The 22046-nt window shown below is 55.3% G+C and carries 20 protein-coding genes and 1 pseudogene; 5 read left to right on the plus strand and 16 right to left on the minus strand.

What is annotated here, in order from left to right; all coding sequences use genetic code 11:
- Positions 1-2 precede the first annotated feature (2 nt).
- The 6 genes from K5L82_RS07965 to K5L82_RS07990 all read right to left on the minus strand — a co-directional run bounded on the left by K5L82_RS07965 (position 3) and on the right by K5L82_RS07990 (position 8442).
- Complete coding sequence (locus tag K5L82_RS07965; RefSeq protein ID WP_223133753.1) at positions 3-1004, minus strand: YqaJ viral recombinase family protein; 1002 nt, start codon at positions 1002-1004, stop codon at positions 3-5.
- A gap of 87 nt (positions 1005-1091) precedes the next feature.
- Positions 1092-2054: a DUF932 domain-containing protein gene (locus K5L82_RS07970; RefSeq protein WP_123891323.1), complete on the minus strand. Its 963-nt coding sequence runs from the start codon at positions 2052-2054 to the stop codon at positions 1092-1094.
- 4 nt (positions 2055-2058) lie between these two features.
- Positions 2059-2427, minus strand: coding sequence for a hypothetical protein (locus K5L82_RS07975; RefSeq protein WP_094625228.1), 369 nt, complete (start codon positions 2425-2427; stop codon positions 2059-2061).
- A 326-nt stretch (positions 2428-2753) separates the two neighbouring features.
- The gene (locus K5L82_RS07980; RefSeq protein ID WP_223133754.1) at positions 2754-5876 is read right to left on the minus strand and encodes an efflux RND transporter permease subunit; all 3123 of its coding nucleotides are present in this window, start codon (positions 5874-5876) and stop codon (positions 2754-2756) included.
- Positions 5873-7168 (minus strand): efflux RND transporter periplasmic adaptor subunit, encoded by a 1296-nt coding sequence (locus tag K5L82_RS07985; protein ID WP_223133755.1) that lies wholly within the window; start codon positions 7166-7168, stop codon positions 5873-5875. The genes K5L82_RS07980 and K5L82_RS07985 overlap by 4 nt, the downstream gene beginning before the upstream one ends.
- Positions 7169-7173: 5 nt before the next feature.
- Entirely contained in the window at positions 7174-8442 is a 1269-nt protein-coding gene (locus K5L82_RS07990; RefSeq protein WP_262492543.1) for a TolC family protein, read from the minus strand.
- A 266-nt stretch (positions 8443-8708) separates the two neighbouring features.
- On the opposite strand from K5L82_RS07990, the gene K5L82_RS07995 reads away from it, so the two are divergent.
- Together K5L82_RS07995 and K5L82_RS08000 are read left to right on the plus strand one after the other, a co-directional pair.
- A complete protein-coding gene (locus tag K5L82_RS07995; protein WP_223133757.1) occupies positions 8709-8993 on the plus strand; it encodes a hypothetical protein in 285 nt (94 codons plus the stop codon).
- A 149-nt stretch (positions 8994-9142) separates the two neighbouring features.
- Entirely contained in the window at positions 9143-9382 is a 240-nt protein-coding gene (locus tag K5L82_RS08000; protein ID WP_223134043.1) for a hypothetical protein, read from the plus strand.
- Between the two features lie 161 nt (positions 9383-9543).
- On the opposite strand, the gene cadR is transcribed toward K5L82_RS08000, so the two are convergent.
- The gene (gene cadR, locus K5L82_RS08005; protein ID WP_068812297.1) at positions 9544-9951 is read right to left on the minus strand and encodes a Cd(II)/Pb(II)-responsive transcriptional regulator; all 408 of its coding nucleotides are present in this window, start codon (positions 9949-9951) and stop codon (positions 9544-9546) included.
- Positions 9952-10046: 95 nt separating this feature from the next.
- On the opposite strand from cadR, the gene K5L82_RS08010 reads away from it, so the two are divergent.
- Positions 10047-10943, plus strand: a complete 897-nt coding sequence (locus tag K5L82_RS08010) for a cation transporter (RefSeq protein WP_163140028.1) — start codon at positions 10047-10049, stop codon at positions 10941-10943.
- 3 nt (positions 10944-10946) lie between these two features.
- Positions 10947-11324: pseudogene (lspA, locus tag K5L82_RS08015) on the plus strand (signal peptidase II); the annotation flags it as partial.
- Positions 11325-11380: 56 nt separating this feature from the next.
- On the opposite strand, the gene K5L82_RS08020 reads toward lspA, so the two are convergent.
- A complete protein-coding gene (locus tag K5L82_RS08020; RefSeq protein WP_223133758.1) occupies positions 11381-12451 on the minus strand; it encodes a YncE family protein in 1071 nt (356 codons plus the stop codon).
- Between the two features lie 188 nt (positions 12452-12639).
- Here K5L82_RS08020 and K5L82_RS08025 point away from each other — a divergent pair, with 188 nt between their 5' ends.
- On the plus strand, positions 12640-13932 hold the full coding sequence (locus tag K5L82_RS08025; RefSeq protein WP_223133759.1) for a hypothetical protein: 1293 nt from the start codon (positions 12640-12642) through the stop codon (positions 13930-13932).
- A 60-nt stretch (positions 13933-13992) separates the two neighbouring features.
- Here K5L82_RS08025 and K5L82_RS08030 read toward each other — a convergent pair whose 3' ends face one another.
- From K5L82_RS08030 to K5L82_RS08065, 8 genes are all read right to left on the minus strand, one after another.
- Entirely contained in the window at positions 13993-14451 is a 459-nt protein-coding gene (locus tag K5L82_RS08030; protein ID WP_022990672.1) for a hypothetical protein, read from the minus strand.
- A gap of 176 nt (positions 14452-14627) precedes the next feature.
- Positions 14628-15014, minus strand: coding sequence for a DUF302 domain-containing protein (locus K5L82_RS08035; protein WP_062785101.1), 387 nt, complete (start codon positions 15012-15014; stop codon positions 14628-14630).
- Between the two features lie 27 nt (positions 15015-15041).
- Positions 15042-17399 (minus strand): heavy metal translocating P-type ATPase, encoded by a 2358-nt coding sequence (locus tag K5L82_RS08040; protein WP_223133760.1) that lies wholly within the window; start codon positions 17397-17399, stop codon positions 15042-15044.
- Entirely contained in the window at positions 17392-17619 is a 228-nt protein-coding gene (locus tag K5L82_RS08045; protein ID WP_223133761.1) for a hypothetical protein, read from the minus strand. The genes K5L82_RS08040 and K5L82_RS08045 overlap by 8 nt, the downstream gene beginning before the upstream one ends.
- A 27-nt stretch (positions 17620-17646) precedes the next feature.
- Positions 17647-19002, minus strand: a complete 1356-nt coding sequence (locus K5L82_RS08050) for an APC family permease (protein ID WP_223133762.1) — start codon at positions 19000-19002, stop codon at positions 17647-17649.
- A gap of 11 nt (positions 19003-19013) precedes the next feature.
- Positions 19014-19367, minus strand: a complete 354-nt coding sequence (locus K5L82_RS08055) for a hypothetical protein (RefSeq protein WP_150994157.1) — start codon at positions 19365-19367, stop codon at positions 19014-19016.
- 151 nt (positions 19368-19518) lie between these two features.
- On the minus strand, positions 19519-20268 hold the full coding sequence (locus K5L82_RS08060; RefSeq protein WP_223133763.1) for a copper resistance protein B: 750 nt from the start codon (positions 20266-20268) through the stop codon (positions 19519-19521).
- On the minus strand, positions 20265-21998 hold the full coding sequence (locus tag K5L82_RS08065) for a copper resistance system multicopper oxidase (RefSeq protein ID WP_223133764.1): 1734 nt from the start codon (positions 21996-21998) through the stop codon (positions 20265-20267). The genes K5L82_RS08060 and K5L82_RS08065 overlap by 4 nt, the downstream gene beginning before the upstream one ends.
- Between the last annotated feature and the right edge of the window lie 48 nt (positions 21999-22046).

Below are 22046 nucleotides of genomic sequence, written 5' to 3' on the forward strand. Positions count from 1 at the left end.
CATTAGGCATGGATCAGAAACCGGCGACTGCCCGGCTTGGTGAGGGGATACTGCTCCAGCAATTCCGGCTGGTCGTTCAGTAGCTGTTTGACGTTGAGCCCCACGGAATCCTTGCTCCGTTTCCAGCTCACGCTGCCACCCGGGAACGTGGCCTTGGAGGCCTCGCCCATGTGGCTTTGAATGCGCTGCTTCAGATGGGATTCAGTGGACTTGAGGGTTTCCATTTCTGAGCGAATCGCCAGCAGTTCGCTGAAAGCATCGGACAGCTCCTTGCTCTCACTGAAGTCCAGGGTCTCGCCTTGGTCTTCAGGATAGAGATGGCGCAGCGCACGTTCTGCCGACGCCGTGCCATCCACCGGGGGTGGCGTATCCGTTTCCACGTAATCCCAGAACTGGCGTTCCAGTGTGATCAACGCTTCGATTAGCTCTTCGTTTCGCTCGATTCGGAAGATTTTGAGTGACTGGCCACACAGCAACACACAGACATCCGCAGCCTGCTTGCCCGTGACTGCCAGCTGGTGCTGAACTTGGCACTGGATGTAGTCGGGCACACCGCCTTTCCAGAGACGTGCCCCAAACTCACCAGCGGTTTTGCATTCCAGAACTTGCACTTCGTCATCAGCCACCACGGAATAATCCAGGTTAGCCAGCATCCAGTGCTTGTCTGGATCAGGATGCTGCAGTACCGCATTCACTCGCCGGACCTTGCGGCCTGTTTGTCGGCTGTACTGCTCAGCCACAATGGGTTCCAGGATATGCCCCCAGTAAACCGGTGATTCCGGATCATCCGAGTCCGGCTTTGGCATACCGGCATCTCGACCGGTTTTGACCATCCAGAGCTCCAGTTGAGACTGGTATGGGTTCATGCCCACCGCTGCCGCAGCATCACTGCTGCCAATGCCTTGTTTACGGACCTTCAGCCATTCGTCACGGCTGAGGCCTTTGGTTGAAACCAGCCGCAGTGCTGGCCGTTGCTTCTGAATGACGTTTGCGCTCATGCCCATGGTGTTTTCCTCCAGACATAAAAAAAGCCCACCAGAGCACGAGGCTCCGGTGGGCTTTATGGCGGTTTTAGGGTTTTGAGATAGAAGTCAGGCCACAAGTGACATGGCCTGCTCGAGTGCGCGGTTTTTGATGGAAGCGCCATTACCGAACCAGGCGGAATCCAGCCGATGGTCAACGGTTTTGGCGCGGCGTTGATGGTCAATGAACTCGGTAACTGCGTTCAGCAATCCATAGGCAGTGCCGTCCGACGATGCCAATGTGGCGCCCATGCCCTCCCCTTCATACAAGGACAGGGCCTTGGCCATGGACCGTTCGTTGGTTTTGCCAACACCGGTACCGGAATCGTCGGTGAACACCTTCAGGAAGTAATTCCTGGCCTCAGTGGTTTTCACCTTCCGCTCGCTCAGGGTTTTCAGGCGATACATGAAATCGTCCCACGCACTGACTGAAATGCCGAGTTGCTTCTTCACCAGGTCCGCATCGAACGCCGTGTTGTGCTTCACCTTCACGGCATTGGCTGTGGAATCCTTCAAGGCCACAGCCAGGGTGTTGTTACACACCACCCGAATACTGGTGAATTGAGCCGTCGTGGCCATAGTGCCATCACAGGCCGTGGCCAACAGTATGTAGGCGTTGGTTTGATCATTGCCCTTCAGCACACCGGATTGGCCGGTGCGAGCCAGCGCCCACATTTTCCGGCCGCCTTTCAGCACACCGGCTGTTTCCAGCTCAAAGCCGGAAACTTCGGTCAGATCCCGATAGAACTCCAGGATCTCTTCGGGCTGAACCACCTTGAAGCGGTTGCCGACGACCGACAGCGGCGCTTTGGTATCTGAGCGATACAGCACCTTGGAATCCGGGTAAGACAAGATCTCACCCAGCGGGCTTCCGGCATTAGTCACGTAGCGAACGGGGCTTTCCTGGATCTGCCAGTCGAGGCCAGCCTGCCTGGCCCAAACTTCTAGTGGTTGGTTGGAGGTGAGTTCATTCCCCAGACCATGCCAAGGGGTTTGGCCAACGTAGGCCATTTGCTCGATCAGATGAGCCATGGGGTTACTCCTTAGGGAATTTTGAGGTGGGGTTATCGGTGGTCTCGTCTTCCGGGTCAGGTTCGATGCTGAACGAATGACCACACTCCAGGCAGCGGTAATTATCAAGCACGACTTCATCGAGCACATCGCCCAGGATGATGCCAGCGGAGACACCGGTGACACCGCCCAGCAAACCGCCGATCACCGCACCACCGATACCACTCACCGGGCCAGCCATCGCTCCAACGACAGCACCTGTTCGAGCACCTGCAATTGCGGAGGCGTAGCCGCCATACACGCCAGCGGCAGCACCGACCACGCCAGCCGCCTTTTTTCCGTAGTTGTTCCTGCCAATCCGGGTGGACAGGCATCTGGGGCATTGTTCGGACATTGGAATTACCTCTGTGAATTGGGAGGGAAGGCACCGTTGGTGCCTTGGTTCACAGAGGTGATATAGGTTTGAGATTAGTTCGAATAACGATGCCTGGCAGGGCCGCACCGAGGCGGATGAACTGATGATCCTGAACCTGGGACACCACTCCAGACCGCGCCCATTGTATTGCCCTGGTGGCCACATTGGTCGCAAAGCGAACGTTCAGGCAAATAGATTTTGGAATATGCGCAGTAGACGGGTAGGCACCCTGCGAATGATCGTGATAACCGGTAAAGACGTGATAGCAAGGTGCCAGGCCGAATCCTGGCACCTTGCTATCGGCGTTACTCACCAAGAGTTCGCTGTTTCCAGAGATAAAAGAGCACAGGAATCACCAGCAGCGCCAGAATGACAGCGGAAATCATACCGCCCACCATAGGTGCCGCAATCCGGCCCATCACCTCCGACCCTGTACCGGTGCCAATCATAATGGGCACAAGCCCCCCGATAATGGCGGCCGCCGTCATCATGATTGGCCGAACCCGCATACCGGCACCGTGTAGTACGGCATGGCGGAGGGTTTCTCGCCTTGGCGTCAGCCCTTTGTCATCACACGTTTCCAGCATTGCGTTATAAGCCTGATTCAAATACACCAGCATGATCACCCCAATCTCTACCGCAACGCCGGCCAGCGCAATGAAACCGACACCGACGGCTACCGAAAAATTATAGCCAAGCAGATACATCAGCCAGATAGCACCGATCATCGCAAACGGTAGCGTGCCCATAATAATTCCCACTTCGGCAAAACGGCGGAAGTTAAGAAACAGCAGGATGACGATGATGGCCAGCGTTAACGGCACCACATAGGTCAGTTTTTCCTTCGCACGGAGCATGTACTCATACTGACCAGACCAGTTGATTGAATAACCGGGAGGTAGATCCAGCTCTTCACTCACGGTAACCATGGCCTGTTCAACATAGGTGCCTACGTCGACACCCTCAATATCCACAAAGGTCCAGCCATTCAGCCGCGCGTTTTCACTCTTAATGGCTGGAGGGCCATCCTCTACGCCGATCTCCGCCACATCTGACAGGGCAATGCGCTGGCCGGATGCGGTCACGATGGGCAGTTGCTCCAGCTTCTCGGGCGAATCCCGGTAGTCTTCCGGATAACGAAGATTAATGGGATACCGCTCAAGTCCCTCGATGGTTCTGGAAACGTTGATTCCACCAATAGCGGAGGCCACTACCTGCTGAACATCAGCGATATTCAGCCCATAACGAGCGGCACGCTCACGATCAATATCCACCTTGATGTAGCGGCCCCCAGCGACTCGCTCAGAGTAAACGGAGGCTGTACCGGGGATGTCGACCATGACTTCCTCAAGGCGTTTACCGATGTTCTGGATGACGGTAAGGTCCGGACCGGCAATCTTGATGCCCACCGGCGTTTTAATACCCGTTGCCAGCATATCGATGCGCGTGATGATCGGCATAACCCAGGCATTGGTTACCCCCGGGAACCGAATCAGAGTATTGAGCTCCTGCTTCAGCTTTTCGGTGGTCATGCCTTCCCGCCATTGATCCCTCGGCTTGAGCTGGATGAAGGTCTCGATCATCGTCAATGGAGCCGGATCGGTAGCGGTATCCGCCCGCCCCACTTTGCCGAACACGGTTTCGACTTCGGGTACGGTGGCAATCAGCTTGTCCGTTTGCTGCAACAGTTCCCGAGCCTTACCAATGGAGATGCCCGGGTAGGTGGTGGGCATGTACATCAGGTCGCCTTCATCCAGTGGCGGGATGAATTCACTGCCGATTTTGGTGGCTGGCCAAAGGCCCACAGCCAATGCCAGCAACGCAACAATAACCGTCGTTTTCGGGAAGCGTAACACCAGCTTCAGCACCGGCATATAAACGCCAACCAGCAGGCGGTTCACGGGGTTCTTGTGCTCCGGCAGCACCTTGCCGCGAATGAAATAGCCCATCAGCACCGGCACCAGCGTCACCGCCAGGGCCGCACTCGCCGCCATGGCGTAGGTTTTGGTGAACGCCAGGGGAGAAAACATCCGCCCTTCCTGCGCCTCCAGGGCAAACACCGGCACAAAACTGACGGTAATGATCAGGAGCGAGAAAAACAGCGCGGGCCCGACCTCAGAGGCTGACCGTGCAACGACTTCCCATCGGTTCTCAGACGTTAACGGGGTTCGCTCCATGTGTTTGTGCATGTTCTCGATCATTACAATAGCACCATCAATCATGGCGCCGATGGCGATGGCAATCCCCCCGAGTGACATGATGTTGGCATTGATGCCTTGCCAGTGCATGACGATAAAGGCCGCCAGAATACCCACGGGAAGGCTGAGAATCGCCACCAGCGACGAGCGCACGTGGAACAGGAAGACGATGCACACCAGGCCCACCACCAGAAACTCTTCAAGCAGCTTGAAGCCGAGATTATTGACCGCCCGCTCAATCAGACCAGAGCGATCGTAAACCGTCACCACCTCGACGCCTTCAGGCAAACTGGATTTCAGGTCTTCCAGTTTCGCCTTCACGCCATTAATGGTTGCCTGAGCGTTCTCACCAAAGCGCATCACCACAACACCGCCGACGGTTTCACCTTCCCCATTCAGTTCGGCAACCCCACGCCGCATCTGCGGGCCAACTTCAACGGTGGCCACATCTTTCAGCAATATGGGGGTACCGTTGTCATCGAGTCCTAATGGAATCGACAGAAGATCCTCACGGGATTTTATATAGCCAGACGTGCGCACCATGTATTCCGCCTCGGCCATCTCGATGACGGAGGCGCCCACTTCCTGGTTGCCTCTCTTGATGGCGTTCTGGATGTGAGCCAGAGGAATTCCCAGCGCCCTGAGTTTTTCCGGGCTGACCTTGACCTGGTACTGCTTCACCATACCGCCTAGCGCAGCCACCTCAGAGACACCCGGCACCGTTTGCAGTTCGTACTTCAGGAACCAGTCCTGCAGGCTGCGCAACTGGCTTAGGTCCTGGTTCCCAGTGCGGTCTACCAGCGCATACAGGTAAACCCAGCCAACTCCGGTAGCGTCTGGCCCGAGCTGAGGCCTTGCAGAGTCTGGAAGGCTGGGCGCAACCTGGGACAGGTATTCCAGTACCCGGGAGCGGGCCCAGTACATGTCGGTGTCTTCATCGAAGATCACGTAAACATAGGAGTCACCGAAGAACGAGTATCCCCTGACCGTTTTCGCGCCCGGTACCGAGAGCATGGCTGTCGTCATCGGGTAGGTCACTTGGTCTTCCACCACCTGCGGCGCCTGGCCTGGGAAACTGGTTTTGATAATGACCTGCACATCGGACAGATCCGGCAGAGCATCCACCGGCGTTTGTTTCAGCGAATAAAGGCCGAGCCCTGTGATAAGCAACGTCGCCAGCAACACCAGGAAGCGGTTACGAATAGACCAGTGAATAATAGCGGCAATCATGACTCGCCTCCGCCATGGCTCATGGTGCTGTGATCCATGCCTTCATGATCCATCCCCTGCTCATCCATATCCTGAGGCGATGACATCCGTTGGAAGTCCGAGGTTTTGCTGGATTCCGAATCGATTAGGAACTGGGCGGATGTGACCACCGTGTCGCCTGGCGAGAGGCCATTGAGTATTTCCGCATACTTGTCGCCGACGCGCCCAACGTTCACGTTAACCGACTTGAAGGCGCCCTCTTCCATCGACAGAACCAGTCGATCGCTCTGTCCGGTGCGGATGACCGACTCCCGTGGCACCAGAAACTGCCGCTGTCCCCGTTCGCCCTGAACATTCAGGCGAGCGAACATGCCTGGCATCAGAACACCATCATCGTTATCAAAGCGCATCCGCACTTGCGCCGTCCGTGTTTTCGGGTTCACTTCGGGGTAGACGTAATCCACGTTTCCGCGCCACTCGCGACCGGGCATGTAATCCAGCGTCATCTGTACCCGATTACCAGCCTCTACGGCGGAAAGCTGGCTTTCAAACACTTCGCCGATCACCCAGACCTCATCCAGTGCGGCAATCGATAAAACCCGGTTTCCGGGCTTGATGAACATACCCTCACGAACATTCAGATTCTCGATCACCCCGGAACCCGGAGCGTAAACCGTCATGGTTCTCTGGACTTCGCGCTTCTGGCGCAGTTGGCTGATCAGACTAGCCGGTACGTTCAGCGCCAACAATCGCTCGGTAGCAGCATCAACCAGTCTCTGATTGCCACGGTTCATCGCGAGAAGCAGTTCTTCCTGCGCATTCACAAGGGTGGGCGAGTACAGCGTGTACAAAGGCTTGCCTTGCTCAACAGGCTCGCCCTCGGCTTTGACATAAAGCGCTTCGATCCAGCCTTCAACACGAGGGTGCACGTGGGCCATCTCGTCTTCGTTGTACTGCACGTAGCCTACGGTAGTAATGTTGTTAGGCAGGCGCCCCTGAATCACCGGCTCCGTTCGAACCCCAAGGTTGTTGACGACCGTTGGTGAAATTCGGACCGTGCCGGCTGGATCCTCAGCTGACCCACCCTCCTCGTATACGGGGATCAGATCCATCCCCATCGGGGATTTTCCGGGTTTGTCACTTTTGAAATTGGGGTCCATCGGGGCTACCCAATACAGCGGCTCCTTTGGGCCAGAAGCGGCCATTTCAGCTGCAGGCGTCGAAGTCGCGTCAGTGTCAAGCCAGTACGTGGCCCCTGCACCGGCGAGGCCGCCGAGCAATACAAAGCCCAAAGGGCGAGCAAAATTAGCCATGATGGTCAGTCCTGGTAACGATTCAGTGAAAAGGAAGGTATGTCGGAAGTGTCGGACGTCAGATAACGGAAACTCGCCAGATTCTTGGCCCGCTCGGCCATCATCTGTATCAATTCAACCTGGGTATTAAGCTCTGCAATTCGCGCTCGTACCGCTTCGGCGAAGTCGCCGTCATCGTTGTTGTAAGCAGTCAATGCTGCGCTTGCCTGCGCCTCCATTTGCGGCAGCAGGGTCTGTTCATAGAGCTCTATGCGGTCATCCAGTCGTTCGATCCGGGCCACGGCCGCACGGGCTTTGGCCTGAAGTCCCCGGATCTGCAAAATACGTTCTGTTTTTGCCGCCTCCAGTCGCGCCACTGATGCATTCAGTTTTCGATCCTGCCGGTTGCCTGTAAAGATCGGGAGATCAAAGCCAATGCCTACAGAAAACAGGTCGGCCCTGTCCTGACCGTTTGGTGCCCGCTCCCTGTATCCATATTGTGCAGATACTGACCATTCCGGCTTGGAGGCCTGGCGAGCCAGGTCAACGTCAACACTCTGGGCATCAATCAGCTGATCAGTCGCGCGGATTGACGGATGACGGATCAGTGCCTCTGCGGATGTTTCAGCCCAGCCCAGAGGAAACACTCTCAGCAACTCGTTGGGTACATCTTTACTGACAGCCAGCTTGGCCTGGTCCGGGCCTATCCACTCTTCCAGCTCCGCGCGGTTCGATGCCTGTTGCGAATGCAGCACCGTCAGCCGGTCCTCAAGTCGCGTCAGTTCCAGCGAGGCACGGATAACATCCTGCTGCCTGGAACCTATGCTTGCTGAGGTATACCCAGCCTCTGCGACATCCTCTAACTGTTGAAACAGAGCACGATTATCTTCAATCAGTTCGATGCTTTGCTGGGTTCGCCAGACCTCAAGCCAGAGATGCGCTACCGATTCCATGACCTGCGCCCGGCGGTTCTCGCGCCGAAAAGGCTGAACGCCTGCCATTTCCTGCTTTTTTTCACTGGCCAGCTGACGGCTATCACCTCGCGGAATTCGCTGGGTAAATCCAATGGTGGCCTGAGTCATTGCCTCCTGTCCGGTATCGAAAGTATCCGTGGGCAAATTCGCGGCACCAAGCGTCATCCGGGGGTCCGGGAGTGCCCCATCGGCAACAGCTTCTTCCAACAGAGCATCTTGCATCTGCACACTCTGACGCAGCCACGGATCGTTCTCGATGGCCGCATCAATCGCGCCGGTTAACTCAAGTCTGGGTGCCGTCCAAGCGGGCAAACTGGTCAAAACCAAAGCACCGAGAAAGGCCGGCTTTATAAGGTGAGGAAGAATGGACAATGTTATATCTCCATTGAAATGTTTCTGAATCGCAATCTTATAGCGCTTATCTGAAACCAAACTGAATTGCAGAACGAAAATGCACAATTTGATTTATATCAAGATACTGTTATTCCTGAAAAAAGTTACTTTATTTTAAATTGTTTTGTTTCTTTCAGGATCAATTCAGAAACCGATGTTTTAATTAACTCATCAACCAACTAGGAGGTGTAAAAATGAAAAATTTACTTATATTTGCAGCAGCAGTTACTGTTTCAACGTCCGTACTCGCCGGCAACATGTCAGACAATAAGGACATGGAGGCCATGCACAGCCAAATGATGGAAAAATCATCCATTGAAGAAATACTTAAGAATGAAGAGATGCAGCGCTTACACAGAGACATGACACGTAATGCGATGTCCGAAGGGGGCTTTGAGGCTCGCGTGCAAATGATGACGAAAGAAGGCCGGGCTTATCACAAAGCTCTGAAACAAAGGCAAAAAAATACCGCAGGGTAATCCCTGCGGTAAAGTCAACTCGTGGAGACGCAAGCGTCGGCTGGCTCGGGCTTCGAGCAGTCGACGTCCTGATCACGCTCAAGTAAATCACAGAAATCTGAAACTGAACTGAATTTCTTGAACGGTTTAAGGCAATTAAGGAGAACATCATGAAAAAAATCATTATCGCTGCCGTAGCTGCCACTTTATTTTCTACCATGGCCACTGCCAATTCAGGATTGGCCGATCGGATTAATGAAGCGCGCACTTACCCGAACAAAACAGTCGACACGAAAACCAGAATGATGACCTTTATGAAAGACATGCAATCTCAAAAAGATATGAAGGGGTCCAATATCAATAAACAAGAAATAAGATCAGGAAGCAATACACGTCACAATCATACTTAAACAAATACAGAAAGTCAGATTAAAATCAATAGTCGACTGTCTCTTAGAACGACAGTCGACTATTTATTCAATTTGGGTAAGCGGATTAAATGGTTGATCTTACCTTTGCATGAGAGTGAGACAGACCGGCATCTCATCGGATTATCTGGTTGATGCTTCACCTACTGCTGGTGCATGTTTCCTTCGCTAATTCCAGCAAGAACCCCACACGCCTCAACTTCCCGGTCATCGTTGCAACTCGCTCTCAGTGAAACGAGTTGTTTCTCAAGCGCTTGCAGAGCGGTTATCTGCGACCGCACATGAGAGATGTGATCATCGAGCAAGGCGTTGACGGCGGTACAAGGCTGATGAGGGTCGTCCTGATAGCTCTGTAGTTCCTGAATCTCAGCCAGTGACAGGCCCAGGATTCTGCAGCGACGGATGAAGGCCAGCCCCTCACCATGCTTCTCGGTATAGACACGGTAACCGTTGTCCTGCCGATCAGGCGGCGGCAACAAGCCCTGCTGTTCATAGAAGCGGATCGTCTGTGTTTCGACCCCTACCAACTGCGCCAACTGACCAATGCGCATCAGCCTCCTCCCCAACGGATTCTTTACTCTATTGACCTTATAGTAGCTTTATAGTTTTAAATGGTACCACAACATTGTTCAAGTGGAGTCGTATCATGAGCAAATCCTGTGGTGGCGCCTGTGGCGGTGATGCAACGTCCGCAGCGGATACCGATATACAGGCCTCCTCCGAGGCGCCAGGGAGATGGGTCAGTGTTTATGCCGTGCCGAAGATGGACTGTCCATCAGAAGAACGAATGATTCGCCTAGCCCTGAACGGCTTTGAGGAGATTCGGGCGCTGTCCTTCGACTTGTCGAACCGCCGGCTGAAGGTCGTGCATGACGGCGAGGTCGAGCCCGTCACCTCGAAACTGAAGACCTTGGGGCTAGGCGCCTCGCTTCAGGAAACCGTCGCTGCAAATCCGGAGACCATCAAGGCCGCCGAGTTTTCGGCAGCTTCTGCTAAGCAAGAATCCGGGACCCTGCGCTGGTTGCTCGGCATCAATGCACTTCTGTTCGTGGTGGAAATGACTGCCGGTCTGATCGCCCAGTCCACCGGCCTGATTGGAGAATCCCTGGACAATTTTGCCGATGCGGCGGTGTACGGGCTTGCCCTTTATGCGGTTGGACATAGCGTGAAAATGCAGGTACGTGCCGCGCATCTTGCTGGTGTACTGCAACTGATCTTGGCTGTGGGCGCGCTCGTAGAGGTGGTGAGACGCTTTGTATTCGGTAGTGAGCCTGAATCGCTGGTGATGATGGCTATCGCATTCGTCGCATTGATTGCCAATACCAGTTGTCTGCTGCTCATATCCAAACATCGGGAAGGCGGGGCGCACATGAAGGCAAGCTGGATATTCTCGGCCAACGACGTGGTGATCAACCTGGGGGTCATCACCGCCGGCGCCCTGGTCGCGTGGACCGGTTCCAATTATCCGGATCTGATTATCGGCACCATCGCGGGGGGCATTGTACTTAACGGTGCCAGACGCATTTTGGCGTTGAAGGGTTAAATAATGCTCATTATTGGCAAAAAGCTCTCGCCGTATGCCCTATTGTCCATATCGGGCCTGCTGGCAGCGTCTGATCAGGCTGTAAAGTGGCTGGTGCAGCAATCAACGGCCTATGGCGAGTATGTTTCGGTGACCCCGCTCTTTAACTGGGTGCACCTATGGAACACCGGTGCCGCATTCAGTCTTTTTGCGAATGGTGGAGGCTGGCAGCGCTACTTATTTATCGGAATCGCGGTAGTGGTCTCGATTTTTCTGATCAAGCTGATCCTTGAAAATCGTCATAAAGGAGAAGCCATCGCTTACAGTCTTATCCTCGGTGGCGCCATGGGCAACCTGATTGACCGGGTCTTTCGCGGCTATGTTGTGGATTCCTTTGATTTTAAAGCGTCGATCCATGAGCGGTTCCTTTGCGAAAAAGCCAGTGTCAGAACAGGGTACTAATGGGCCTCAAGGGATATCTGATGGCCTATGCCGCTCAGCGCGATCCCATCAACCACATCGAGGGATTCCGGGTCGAGCACCCAAAGCTTGTTCTCTGCCCGACTGGTCACCAGTAGCTGGCCATCGTAGGGAGAGACCGCAAGATGATAGGGCGCAGGAGCCAGCGGCCTGGTGTGGCGGGCGCCGCTGGCTAGCTCAATCCGGACCACCTGGTTGCCGCCCTGGCTGGTGGCATAGAGGGTCTGGCCATCTGCGCTCAAGCCAACGCCATGGGGCGCCTCCCCAACCTCGTACCGGTTCGCCACCGCGCCTTTGGCAAGCTCAAGGACAAGAACCTGGCCGGATGCAGCATCATTCACGTAGAGCCGCTGGTTGCCGGGGGCAAGCACCATATGCTCTGGGTTGCCGCCAACTCGCAAATTGCGCTCGACGAACCAGTGCTCGGTATCCACTTCGCTGACCGTGCCATTACCGGTATTGCTGACCAGAAGGGATTGGCCGTCGTCGGTTTGCACCAGATAGTTGGGGGCCGGCCCCGTCGCCACAGTTTTGACCAACTGACCGGAATCCAGATCCACAACGCTGATACTGCCACTGGCAGGATGCGTGGAAACGGCATAGCGACCGTTGGAAGTCACCAGCACATGGTGCACCGGCCCCGGCACTTCCAGTTTGCGGTCAATCGTCTTTGTGGCCGTGTTCACCAAATAGAGCAGCCCGGTACTCCCTGCTTCCAATTCAGTAGACTGCCCGCCCCCATGATGAGCGGCGTGTTCATCTTCTGAAACGCCTTCGGGGCGACTAACCGGCTCCTGACGATCATGCGCCGACAAACTACCCACCACCAGATGCCGGCCATCCGGGGTCAGTGCCGAACCGTGGGTATTCAGGGTGCCGCCAATGGACGACGTCACCTTGCGGTTTTCCAGATCAATAACGCCGACGGCATCCGCTGTGCCCATGGGAACAAATGCCCGGTTCGTGTCTGCGGCCACCATCAGCGAAAAACTCATAGCGACACTGGCCGTAATACCAGCAATACACTGCTTGCGCAACGAATGGTTCATAGCGTGCCCTTTTTGGTCAGAGGGTTTCAGTAAGATCTCCTCGCCCGGTAAGCAAGATCCCGAACAGGCATGGTCATTACTTGGCAGTCCATCACACCAAGCTGAAACAGGCCTGAAAACAGTTGCGAAACATGCATCCGTTTGACCAGAATCAAGGTGGAACGATTCACAATGACCATGGACGCCCAATGCAAGACGTGCCCCAGGAAAACCAGCGAACAACCAAAACCCACGCCGACCAGCTCAACCGGCAGTGTTACTGCATCACTCTTGACCGAAAAGCGCTCACTGACAGCCTCCGGAAGCAGTTTTCAGGCATTGGGAACGAGCTGCCGACCACTCCTGAACTCCTTCATCTCTTTTCAAACACACCGGTTTTCGTTCCCCAAGCGGACATCGCGACGATGAAACGGATTGTTCAGGCGATCGAATTCGCAGCCGAGCTTCCGCCCTATAAGGAAAGAGCTCTGTCCTGGGCGCCGGACATCGCCGGTTTTGATCCAGGCCCCATCGGGGCCTTCATGGGCTACGACTTTCACCTGGGCCCAGACGGCCCTCAGCTAATCGAAATCAACACCAACGCCGGCGGCGCATTTCTGAACACGCTGCTGGCACGAGCTCAACACCGATGCTGTGACCCATCCCAGCAAACCGCTGACACCAACCGAGCACTGAATGGGTTCGAGGACGCGGTATTTGCCATGTTTAAACAGGAGTGGCAAAGGCAAGGTCGCAACTCAACGCCTCGTCGCCTGGCCATCGTGGACGATGCGCCAAAGTCCCAGTTTATGTTCCCGGAATTCCAGCTGGCCCAACAGTTATTCCAGGCCAGAGGCATAGAGACCTTGATTCTCGACCCATCGGAGCTTGAGTATCTCGATGGCGCCTTAAGCGCCTACGGCATGCCTATCGACATGGTGTACAACCGGCTGGTGGATTTTGCCTTGGAGGCCCCGGCTCTTGGGGCACTGAGGCACGCCTACCTCGACGGCGCGGCGGTCGTCACGCCCAATCCACGCGCCCATGCGCTTATGGCCGACAAACGGAACCTGACCCTGCTATCTGATGCCCATACCCTGCGCGACTGGGGACTTAGTGAAGCCGAGGCAGGATATCTGGACAGAGCCGTACCGAAGACCTTGCTGGTTTCAGCAAGTGATGAGGCGGAGTTGTGGAGCAACCGGCGTAAACTGTTTTTCAAACCGGTAGCGGGCCATGGCAGCAAGGGCGTCTATCGGGGCGAAAAACTAACCCGCCGCGTTTTCGAAGAGATCCTGAAGGGTGATTACATCGCGCAGAACTTCGTTCCCGCCGGAGAACGCACGCTGAGAGTGGATGGCACGGTCACCACCAGAAAGGTCGATATCCGTTTGTACACCTATGCCGGGCAACATCTGCTTGCCGCTGCCCGTGTGTACCAGGGCCAGGCCACCAACTTTCGAACGCCGGGAGGTGGCTTTGCGCCCGTCTTTGAGGTGTGAAGGTGAGCCTCAATTGGAAACATTCAAAGGGATTAAGCCGTCAGCAAAAGTGCTCGGATCTCATAGATCCTGCATTCGGCCAACCTGACGAGCCAGTCTCATCGACTCATTTTCCTCCATCGCCAAAAGAGATTCGAACAGCTCTTTTGCTTCTGGAATTTCGGCTTTTCCAATCAGCGTTTTGTAGAGATCAATAATCTGATCATGAAAGTCGAACACTTCCCGGCAGATACCATCAAAATCAAGCTTCGCGTAAGGCTCGTCGCAGGTTCGATGAGTTTTGATCGGATTATGGGACAGGTAGTCGTACACCCGAGTTTCCAGTGCCTTCTTATCCCCTTGGTGCTCAAACTCGTTCACGATCCGCTCTATTTCCGATTCATGAGCTGCCAGATAATCCAAAAGCGCACGGGCCCGTTCTTCCTCGTGCTTTGTTGCGCAATGGGACAGACAGCTCGCCAGATGTGAGTGCAGATCGCGCGTCCAGTCGATCAGTTGTCCAAAAGTCTTTATATCCATATCTTTTTTCCTTTTTTCTTCTCCACAATATGACTGACATCAAATAGGTATCCCGTCGTCAAATGAGGAGTCCTATTTGCATTTCCAGTGTTCAGTTGGGCTATGCGCTCGCCTGGCTAATTCGCTAATCCATTGCAAACCGCAGGCACTGCAGCAAATCGACGCCTCTACCGGCTTCAGATCGATTCCACAACCTCAGAGAGCATATCCCTGACCTTCCCGGCAACCTGCTTGAGCTCGTCATTATCGATGGCGCTCATGGAAGCCAATGGATCCACTGCACTTACCTCAATGCCCTCCGAAACCTCACGAAGAATAACGTTGCAAGGCAGCATGGCACCCACGCGAGGCTCCACACCGATGGCTTCCCACGCCATGCCAGGATTGCAGGCCCCGAGAATCCGATAGGCCTGCATATCCTTGTCCAGCTTTTTCTTCATGGTGGCTTTGACATCAATTTCTGTCAGCACACCGAAGCCGTGATCAGTGAGGGCCTGACGCGCTCTTCTGTCCACGTCCTCGAAATCGACATCTTTGATAACTCGATCGATTGTGTATGACATAGCTACCTCCAATGATTCAGAAGTTCATTACTTTGACCCGAGTTTCACCACCCTCAAACGCAGCGCATTCACAATCACGCTGACCGAGGACAGCGACATGGCGGCCGCTGCAAAAATGGGCGACAGCAGTATCCCGAAAAACGGGTACAAAACCCCTGCCGCTATCGGAACACCGGCGGAGTTGTAAACGAAGGCGAAAAACAGGTTCTGACGGATATTGCGCATGGTCGCCAGAGACAAACGGCGCGCCTCGACAATGCCCATCAGGTCGCCGCGTAGCAGCGTAATGCCGGCGCTTTCGATGGCGACATCGGTCCCGGTGCCCATGGCCACACCGACATCCGCCGTTGCCAGTGCAGGCGCATCGTTTACGCCGTCACCCGCCATCACGACAACACGGCCTTCGTCTTTCAGGCGCTGGACGATCTTGCCCTTATCTTCCGGCAGGACTTCCGCTTCCACTTCGTCGATATGCAGTTTTCGGGCAACTGCTTCAGCTGAAGTGCGGTTATCGCCGGTCAGCATGACCACCCGGATGCCGTCTTTTTGCAGCGCGGAAATAGCGGCTTCGGTGGTTTCCTTGACCGGATCGGCAATCGCCAGCAACCCTGCGACGTTTCCGTCGACAGCAGCAAAAATCACGGTAGCACCATCTTTTCGGAGCTGGTCGGCGTCGCCGTCAAATCGCGTGGTGTCGACATTTTCCGACTCCATGAGAAGGCGGTTACCAAGTAGCACCCGCTTGCCGTCTATTCGACCGGTAACCCCTTTACCATTCGGAGAGTCAAAGTCTTCCGCATCCGGAAGCTTCAGGTCCATGCCCTTGGCTTTATCGAGTATGGCGTGAGCCAGTGGGTGCTCACTGCCTTTCTCCAGGCCGCCTGCATAACGCATGAGACTACTGTCATCGAACCCGTTGGCCGCGACAAGCCGGGTGACTTGCGGCTTGCCCTCTGTCAGCGTGCCGGTTTTATCCACCACCACGGTGTCCACCTTCTCCATACGCTCCAAGGCTTCCGCATCGCGAATCAGAACGCCACTTTGAGCACCGCGTCCGACACCCACCATGATGGACATGGGCGTCGCCAAGCCAAGTGCGCAAGGGCAGGCAATGATCAGAACACTGACCGCTGCAATCAGCCCGAACGCCATAGGCGGCGTGGGCCCGAAGAATGACCAGGCTATAAAGGCGATAATGGCGATCACGATCACCGCAGGCACAAAATAACCCGCCACCTTGTCGGCCAGGCCCTGAATGGGCGCGCGGCTGCGCTGGGCGCTCGCCACCATCTGCACAATCTGGGACAGCATGGTGTCACGGCCAACCTTGTCGGCCCGCATGATAAAGCTGCCCTGCTGGTTGATACTGCCGCCGATCACCTGGTCGCCGGATTTTTTGCTGACTGCCAAAGGCTCACCGGTCACCATGGATTCATCCACGTTGGAGCTGCCTTCAAGCACCTCGCCGTCCAACGGCACCTTGTCTCCCGGACGTACCCGCAAGCGGTCACCGACCTTGACCTGATCAAGCGACACATCGGATTCGCTGCCATCGTCGTCCAGTTTTCTGGCCGTCGCCGGTGCCAGATCCAGCAGGGCCTTGATGGCACCAGAGGTTTTCTCTCTGGCGCGCAATTCCAGCACCTGCCCCAGCAGCACCAGCACCACGATGACAGCAGCCGCCTCGAAGTAGACGGCGACCGACCCGTCTTCCTGCCGGAAGGCGCCTGGGAAGATCTGCGGCGCCAGGGTCGCAACCAGGCTGTAGATCAGCGCGACGCCGGTACCAATGGCAATGAGCGTAAACATGTTCAAGTTACGACTAACCACGGATTTCCAACCCCGGACGAAGAAGGGCCAACCGCACCAGAGCACCACAGGCGTTGCCAGCACCAGTTGAATCCAGTTGGACATCTGCGGGGCTATAATGTGATCGAGTCCGGTGAGGTGCCCACCCATCTCCAGCACCAGTACAGGCAGGGCCAGCACCAGGCCGATCCAGAATCGGCGGGTCATGTCTTTGAGTTCTTCCGAAGGCCCGTCGTCCAGGCTTACCTGCTCGGGCTCCAGGGCCATGCCGCAGATTGGGCAGTCCCCTGGCCCTTGCTGCCGAATCTCGGGGTGCATGGGACAGGTATACATAGTGCCCGGCGCTACCGGCTCTTGCTGTTTCTTTTCCCAATCGAGGTACTGCTCAGGGTTCTCGTCGAATTTGGACTGGCAACGCGACGAGCAGAAGTACCAGGTTTTACCGCCATGCTGGCTGCGGTGTTCCGCGGTATGCGGATCCACTGCCATGCCGCAAACCGGATCCTTGGCGGTGTGCTCACCAGGTTCTTTATCGGTGTGGTGATCGTGGTCATGGGCGTGATGGTGCTCAGCCATTGCGATCTCCTTTTTTGTCGGCGGGCCAGTCTGCAAATGCAATAAAATACAGCAGAACCAGATTGACGATGGGGATCAATATCAGCACACCCATCCACCCCGGATACCCGGTGCGCTGGCAAATACGCCAAGCCGGAATGACCACCACAATGGCAATCACCAGCATCCACAGCCAGTGGCCTGCCCACATGGTGTTCCCGAACATGTTATCTCCCATCATGGCAATAGCCTCTCTTCCTGATTCTGGTTAATGGTGACGATGCGCGTGACTCTCTTCCTGTTTCGCTTGCGCGGATTCCGGCGATCTTTTCAGGAAAATCTGCTCGGAGACTGCAAGCACAATCATGGTGACCACTGCCACGCCAATGACGAACGGGTCCGTATTCAGTTTTACCCAGACAAAGCCGCCCAGAGCCAAAAGATCCAACAAGATGGCTGTAGTTGGCACCCAGGTGTTGGCCTTGATGTCTTTGCGAAGATAGCGCAGTACACCCCAGTGAATGGCAATGTCCATAATCAGGTAAAACACGATACCCAGCGCGGCAATTCGTGACAGATCAAAGAAGGCGGTGAGGATCAGCCCCAGGACAACGGTATACACCAGTGTGTGTTTCTGGATGCTGCCGGGCATGCCAAAATGCCGATGTGGTACGAGCTTCATCTCCGTCAGCATGGCCAACATGCGGGACACAGCAAATACACTGGCCAGAATTCCTCCCGCCGTGGCCATCATGGCAATCGCAACAGTAAACCAGACGCCGTATTCGCCGAGAGCGGGACGTGCAGCAGCGGCGAGAGAGTAATCCTGCGTTTCGATAATTTCAGCCAGAGATAGATTGCTGGCGACCGCAAATCCCACCAGCGTGTAGATCACCACACAGGCGGCAATGGAGATAACGATGGCACGGCCGACATTTCGCTTCGGGTCGATGACTTCCGAACCACTGTTGGTAATGGTCGTAAAGCCTTTGAACGCTAGAATGCCCAACGCGGTCGCGCCCAAGAAGTTGCCCAGCGCTCCGGCTTCACCGGGCTCCGAAAAATCAACCGCGACTGAGTCGGCAATCCAGATCCCGACCAGACCGAAAATCAGTATGCCGCCGATTTTCAGGATCCCGATAAAGGAAGCCACCCCTTGAATCATCCGATTGCCCAGCAGGTTGATCAGAAAGGCCGCAAGAATGAGCGCCACGCCGAGAATGGGCACCATGCGGCCACTGTCATCCCCGCCGAAAAGTTGCATGGTGTAAGAGCCAAAGGTCCGGGCCAGGAAGCTCTGAGCGATGACCATGGAAAAATACATCAACAGGGCGTTGAAAGCCGTTGGCAGCCGGTTTCCGTAGGCTTTATGCAAGTACATGCCAATGCCCCCGGCCGACGGGTAGGCGTTGGAAATCTTGATATAGGAATACGCGCTGAAGCCAACAATCAAGGCCGCCGCGAGAAAGGCCAGCGGGAAAAGGACACCGGTCATCTGGGCCATCTGCCCGGTAAGTGCAAAAATACCGGCGCCAATCATGACGCCGGTACCCAGCATCACCGTCCCTGACAGAGTGAGACTACCTTCCTGGTAGCGAGTGCTTCGATCTTCCTCCCTGTTCATTCAACCTCCTGTTATTTTTTCATGGGTGGAATCTTGGAACAGCAGAACGGCTCATGCTTGGCATTTGCCCGGACGTTGTCGTCGGTAAACCGGTACCAAGCCAATTTGCGCCGGGTCCACCATCCGGTTTTCAATTGGCCACCGTAAGCCTTGATCAGTTCCAGTAATTCATCGACGGACCAGTGGGTTCCGTCGTACGTCACCTGCAATGTGCCATTTGGCTTACGCTCGGCGAAATCAACGCATGGGTGGTGATTCAGATCGTGGATGAGCCCCTCCCACTGATCCTCTCCAAGCCCCTCGACGGTCATTTTTCGGCGCAACAAAAACTGCTCCTGATTGGTTGCTTTGTGTGCTTTGGTCATGGGGTGACACCTCTCTTCCTGATGACTTCTCCCTGTATCAAAACACTTCAATCTGAACTGCGGCTGAAAATGGACACATGCTTTCGGTGAATTTGAGTTACATCAAATCATAGACGAAAAAAGGCCATGGGTTTCCCATGGCCCTTCAGCATCAGAATGCGATTCGAGCGCCGATTACGGCAAACCAATCTTCTGTGCCGCCGCCGCTCGCCTCGGCCAGGTCGGCACTATCGCCATACTTACGCTCGTGCACCACACCCACATAAGGCGAGAACGCACGGTCTATCAGGTCGTAGCGGAGCCGGAGGCCGGTTTCGGTGGAAACTAATCCCTTGCCGACGCCGATCTCTTCATCCTCACTGAAAGCTACTGAGGCATCCAGCGTTGCCGCCAAAATCCAGTAGTTGGTGAACAGCAATTCGTACTCAGCGTCCAGTTCGGCTGACGTATCGCCATCCTTGCTGACATACAGATTTGCATCGATCTCAAACCATTGGGGCGCCAGCCCGGCCACACCGAGAACCGCATACGTACGGTCCGGCCCTTCGGGCGTATCGAAACGCACGCCCGCTTTGGCGTCGAAGAATTTGGAGATAGGGATCTGGCCGACCAGCTGGTTTTCCAGCGTTTCGTAGGCCTGCTCCTCTATCTCGTACTCCCCGGTTGTGAGCAGCCGGACTTTAAAGTCGTCGGTGCCATAGAAGGCATCCGCATTCCAGACGCCCAGCTCCTCGTCATCGTCGCTGTAGCGGTACTCAAATTCCTCGAATTGAACGCCCCAGGTTGTGAGCGGCTGTTTTCGAGCGGTCGTGTCGGAGATCATTTCCTGAGCTGTCACCGCCGTTGAGACACCAATAGAGGCAAGGAAGCTGACTGCGACAATTGATCGAATACAGCTCATACCTCACCTCCATCTTTGGCAATCACGTCTGTTTTGGCCTGCGTCGACTCTGGCCCACCTTCAACAATGACCTTGCGGAACATACCAGCGGCCGCGTGATAGGACAGGTGACAGTGGAACGCCCACTGACCGGGCGCGTCGACCTCGGTTTCCATGTAAACCGTGGTGCCTGGCTGCACACTGACCGTGTGCTTGATCGGGTTCCATTGGTCTGCACCAACATCGAGAATGGACCACATACCGTGCAGGTGCATAGGGTGAGTCATCATGGTCTCGTTCACGAATTTGAAGCGAACTCGCTCACCGTATTTGAGACGAATTGGGTCTGCGTCTTCGTACTTGACGCCATTAATGCTCCAGGTATAACGCTCCATATTGCCGGTCAAACGAAGCTCAATTTCCCGGGTCGGTTCGCGGTCTTCATACAGTGGATCTTGGGCCTTCAGGTCAGCATAGGACAGGAACTTGCCGCCATTGGCTGCCGTGGGTACAAGGCCACTTCCCTTGGCATAAAAGGGATCGCTTGGGCCTTCTTTTCCCATCACCATGGAACCATGATCCATGCCGGACATGTCAGAATGATCCATATCTTCCATGTTGGAGTGATCCATTCCGGACATCCCTTCTGAGCTATTCATATCCATGTCGCCATGATCCATACCGGCCATGTTGCCATGGTCCATGCCGGGCATACCGCTCATGTCTGCCATAGTCAGGCGCGCCGGATCACGCAGTTGCGGAACAGCCGCTTCCATACCTTCTTCGGGGGCCAACGTTGCCCTGGCATAGCCGGAACGCCCCATGGATTCAGCGAAAATGGTGTAGGCCTGCTCATCTTTCGGGTGGACGATCACATCATAGGCTTCCGCCACACCGATCCGGAACTCGTCCACGTTAACGGGCTGAACGTTGTTGCCATCGGCCTGTACAACCGTCATGTCCAGACCGGGAATCCGTATGTCGAAGTAGGTCATGGCCGAGGAGTTGATGAACCGCAGCCGGATGCGTTCGCCCGGCTCAAAGAGTCCCGTCCAGTTCTGGTCCGGACCTTTGCCGTTGATCAGGCCCGTAAAGCCCTGCAAGTCCTCAACGTCCGCTTTCATCATCCGCATGTCACCCCAGGCCATGCGGTCCCGAATGGTGTTCATCAGACCGTTTTTGGACGCGTCCGAAAAAAACTCCCCCACGGTTTGCTGCTCACGGTTGTAGTAATCCGGCATCATCTTCAGGTTGCGCATGATGCGGTCACCGGAATGGGGGTGCTTGTCAGTCAGCTGCACCACGTATTCACGATCGTAGCGGAATGGCTCACGGCCCTCGGGCTCGATGACAATGGCACCATAGGCGCCGTCCGGCTCCTGAAAACCAGAGTGGCTGTGGAACCAGTAGGTGCCTGCCTGCTGGATAGGAAACTCATAGGTAAAGGTTTCACCCGGCTTGATGCCCGGGAAACTGATACCAGGCACACCGTCCTGGTTAAAAGGAAGGATCAGGCCGTGCCAGTGAATGGACGTCATCTCATCCAGGTTGTTGGTCACGTTGATCCGGACGTTCTCGCCTTCCTTGAAACGCATTACCGGTCCCGGAGATGCGCCGTTGTATCCAATGCCTTCCTTCACAAAATCGCCGGTATCAATTTTTACCCGGTCGACCGTAAGGTCGTATTCGCCGGCCAGAACCATGGCTGGCATCAGCAGGCTCAAAAGCCCTGTCAAAAAGCGTGGTTTCATCTGTGTTGCTCCGAACTACACGTCATTGAAGCCGGGCCGAGAAACGTG

The sequence above is a fragment of the Marinobacter sp. AL4B genome, from assembly GCF_019916045.1.
Taxonomy (GTDB): domain Bacteria; phylum Pseudomonadota; class Gammaproteobacteria; order Pseudomonadales; family Oleiphilaceae; genus Marinobacter.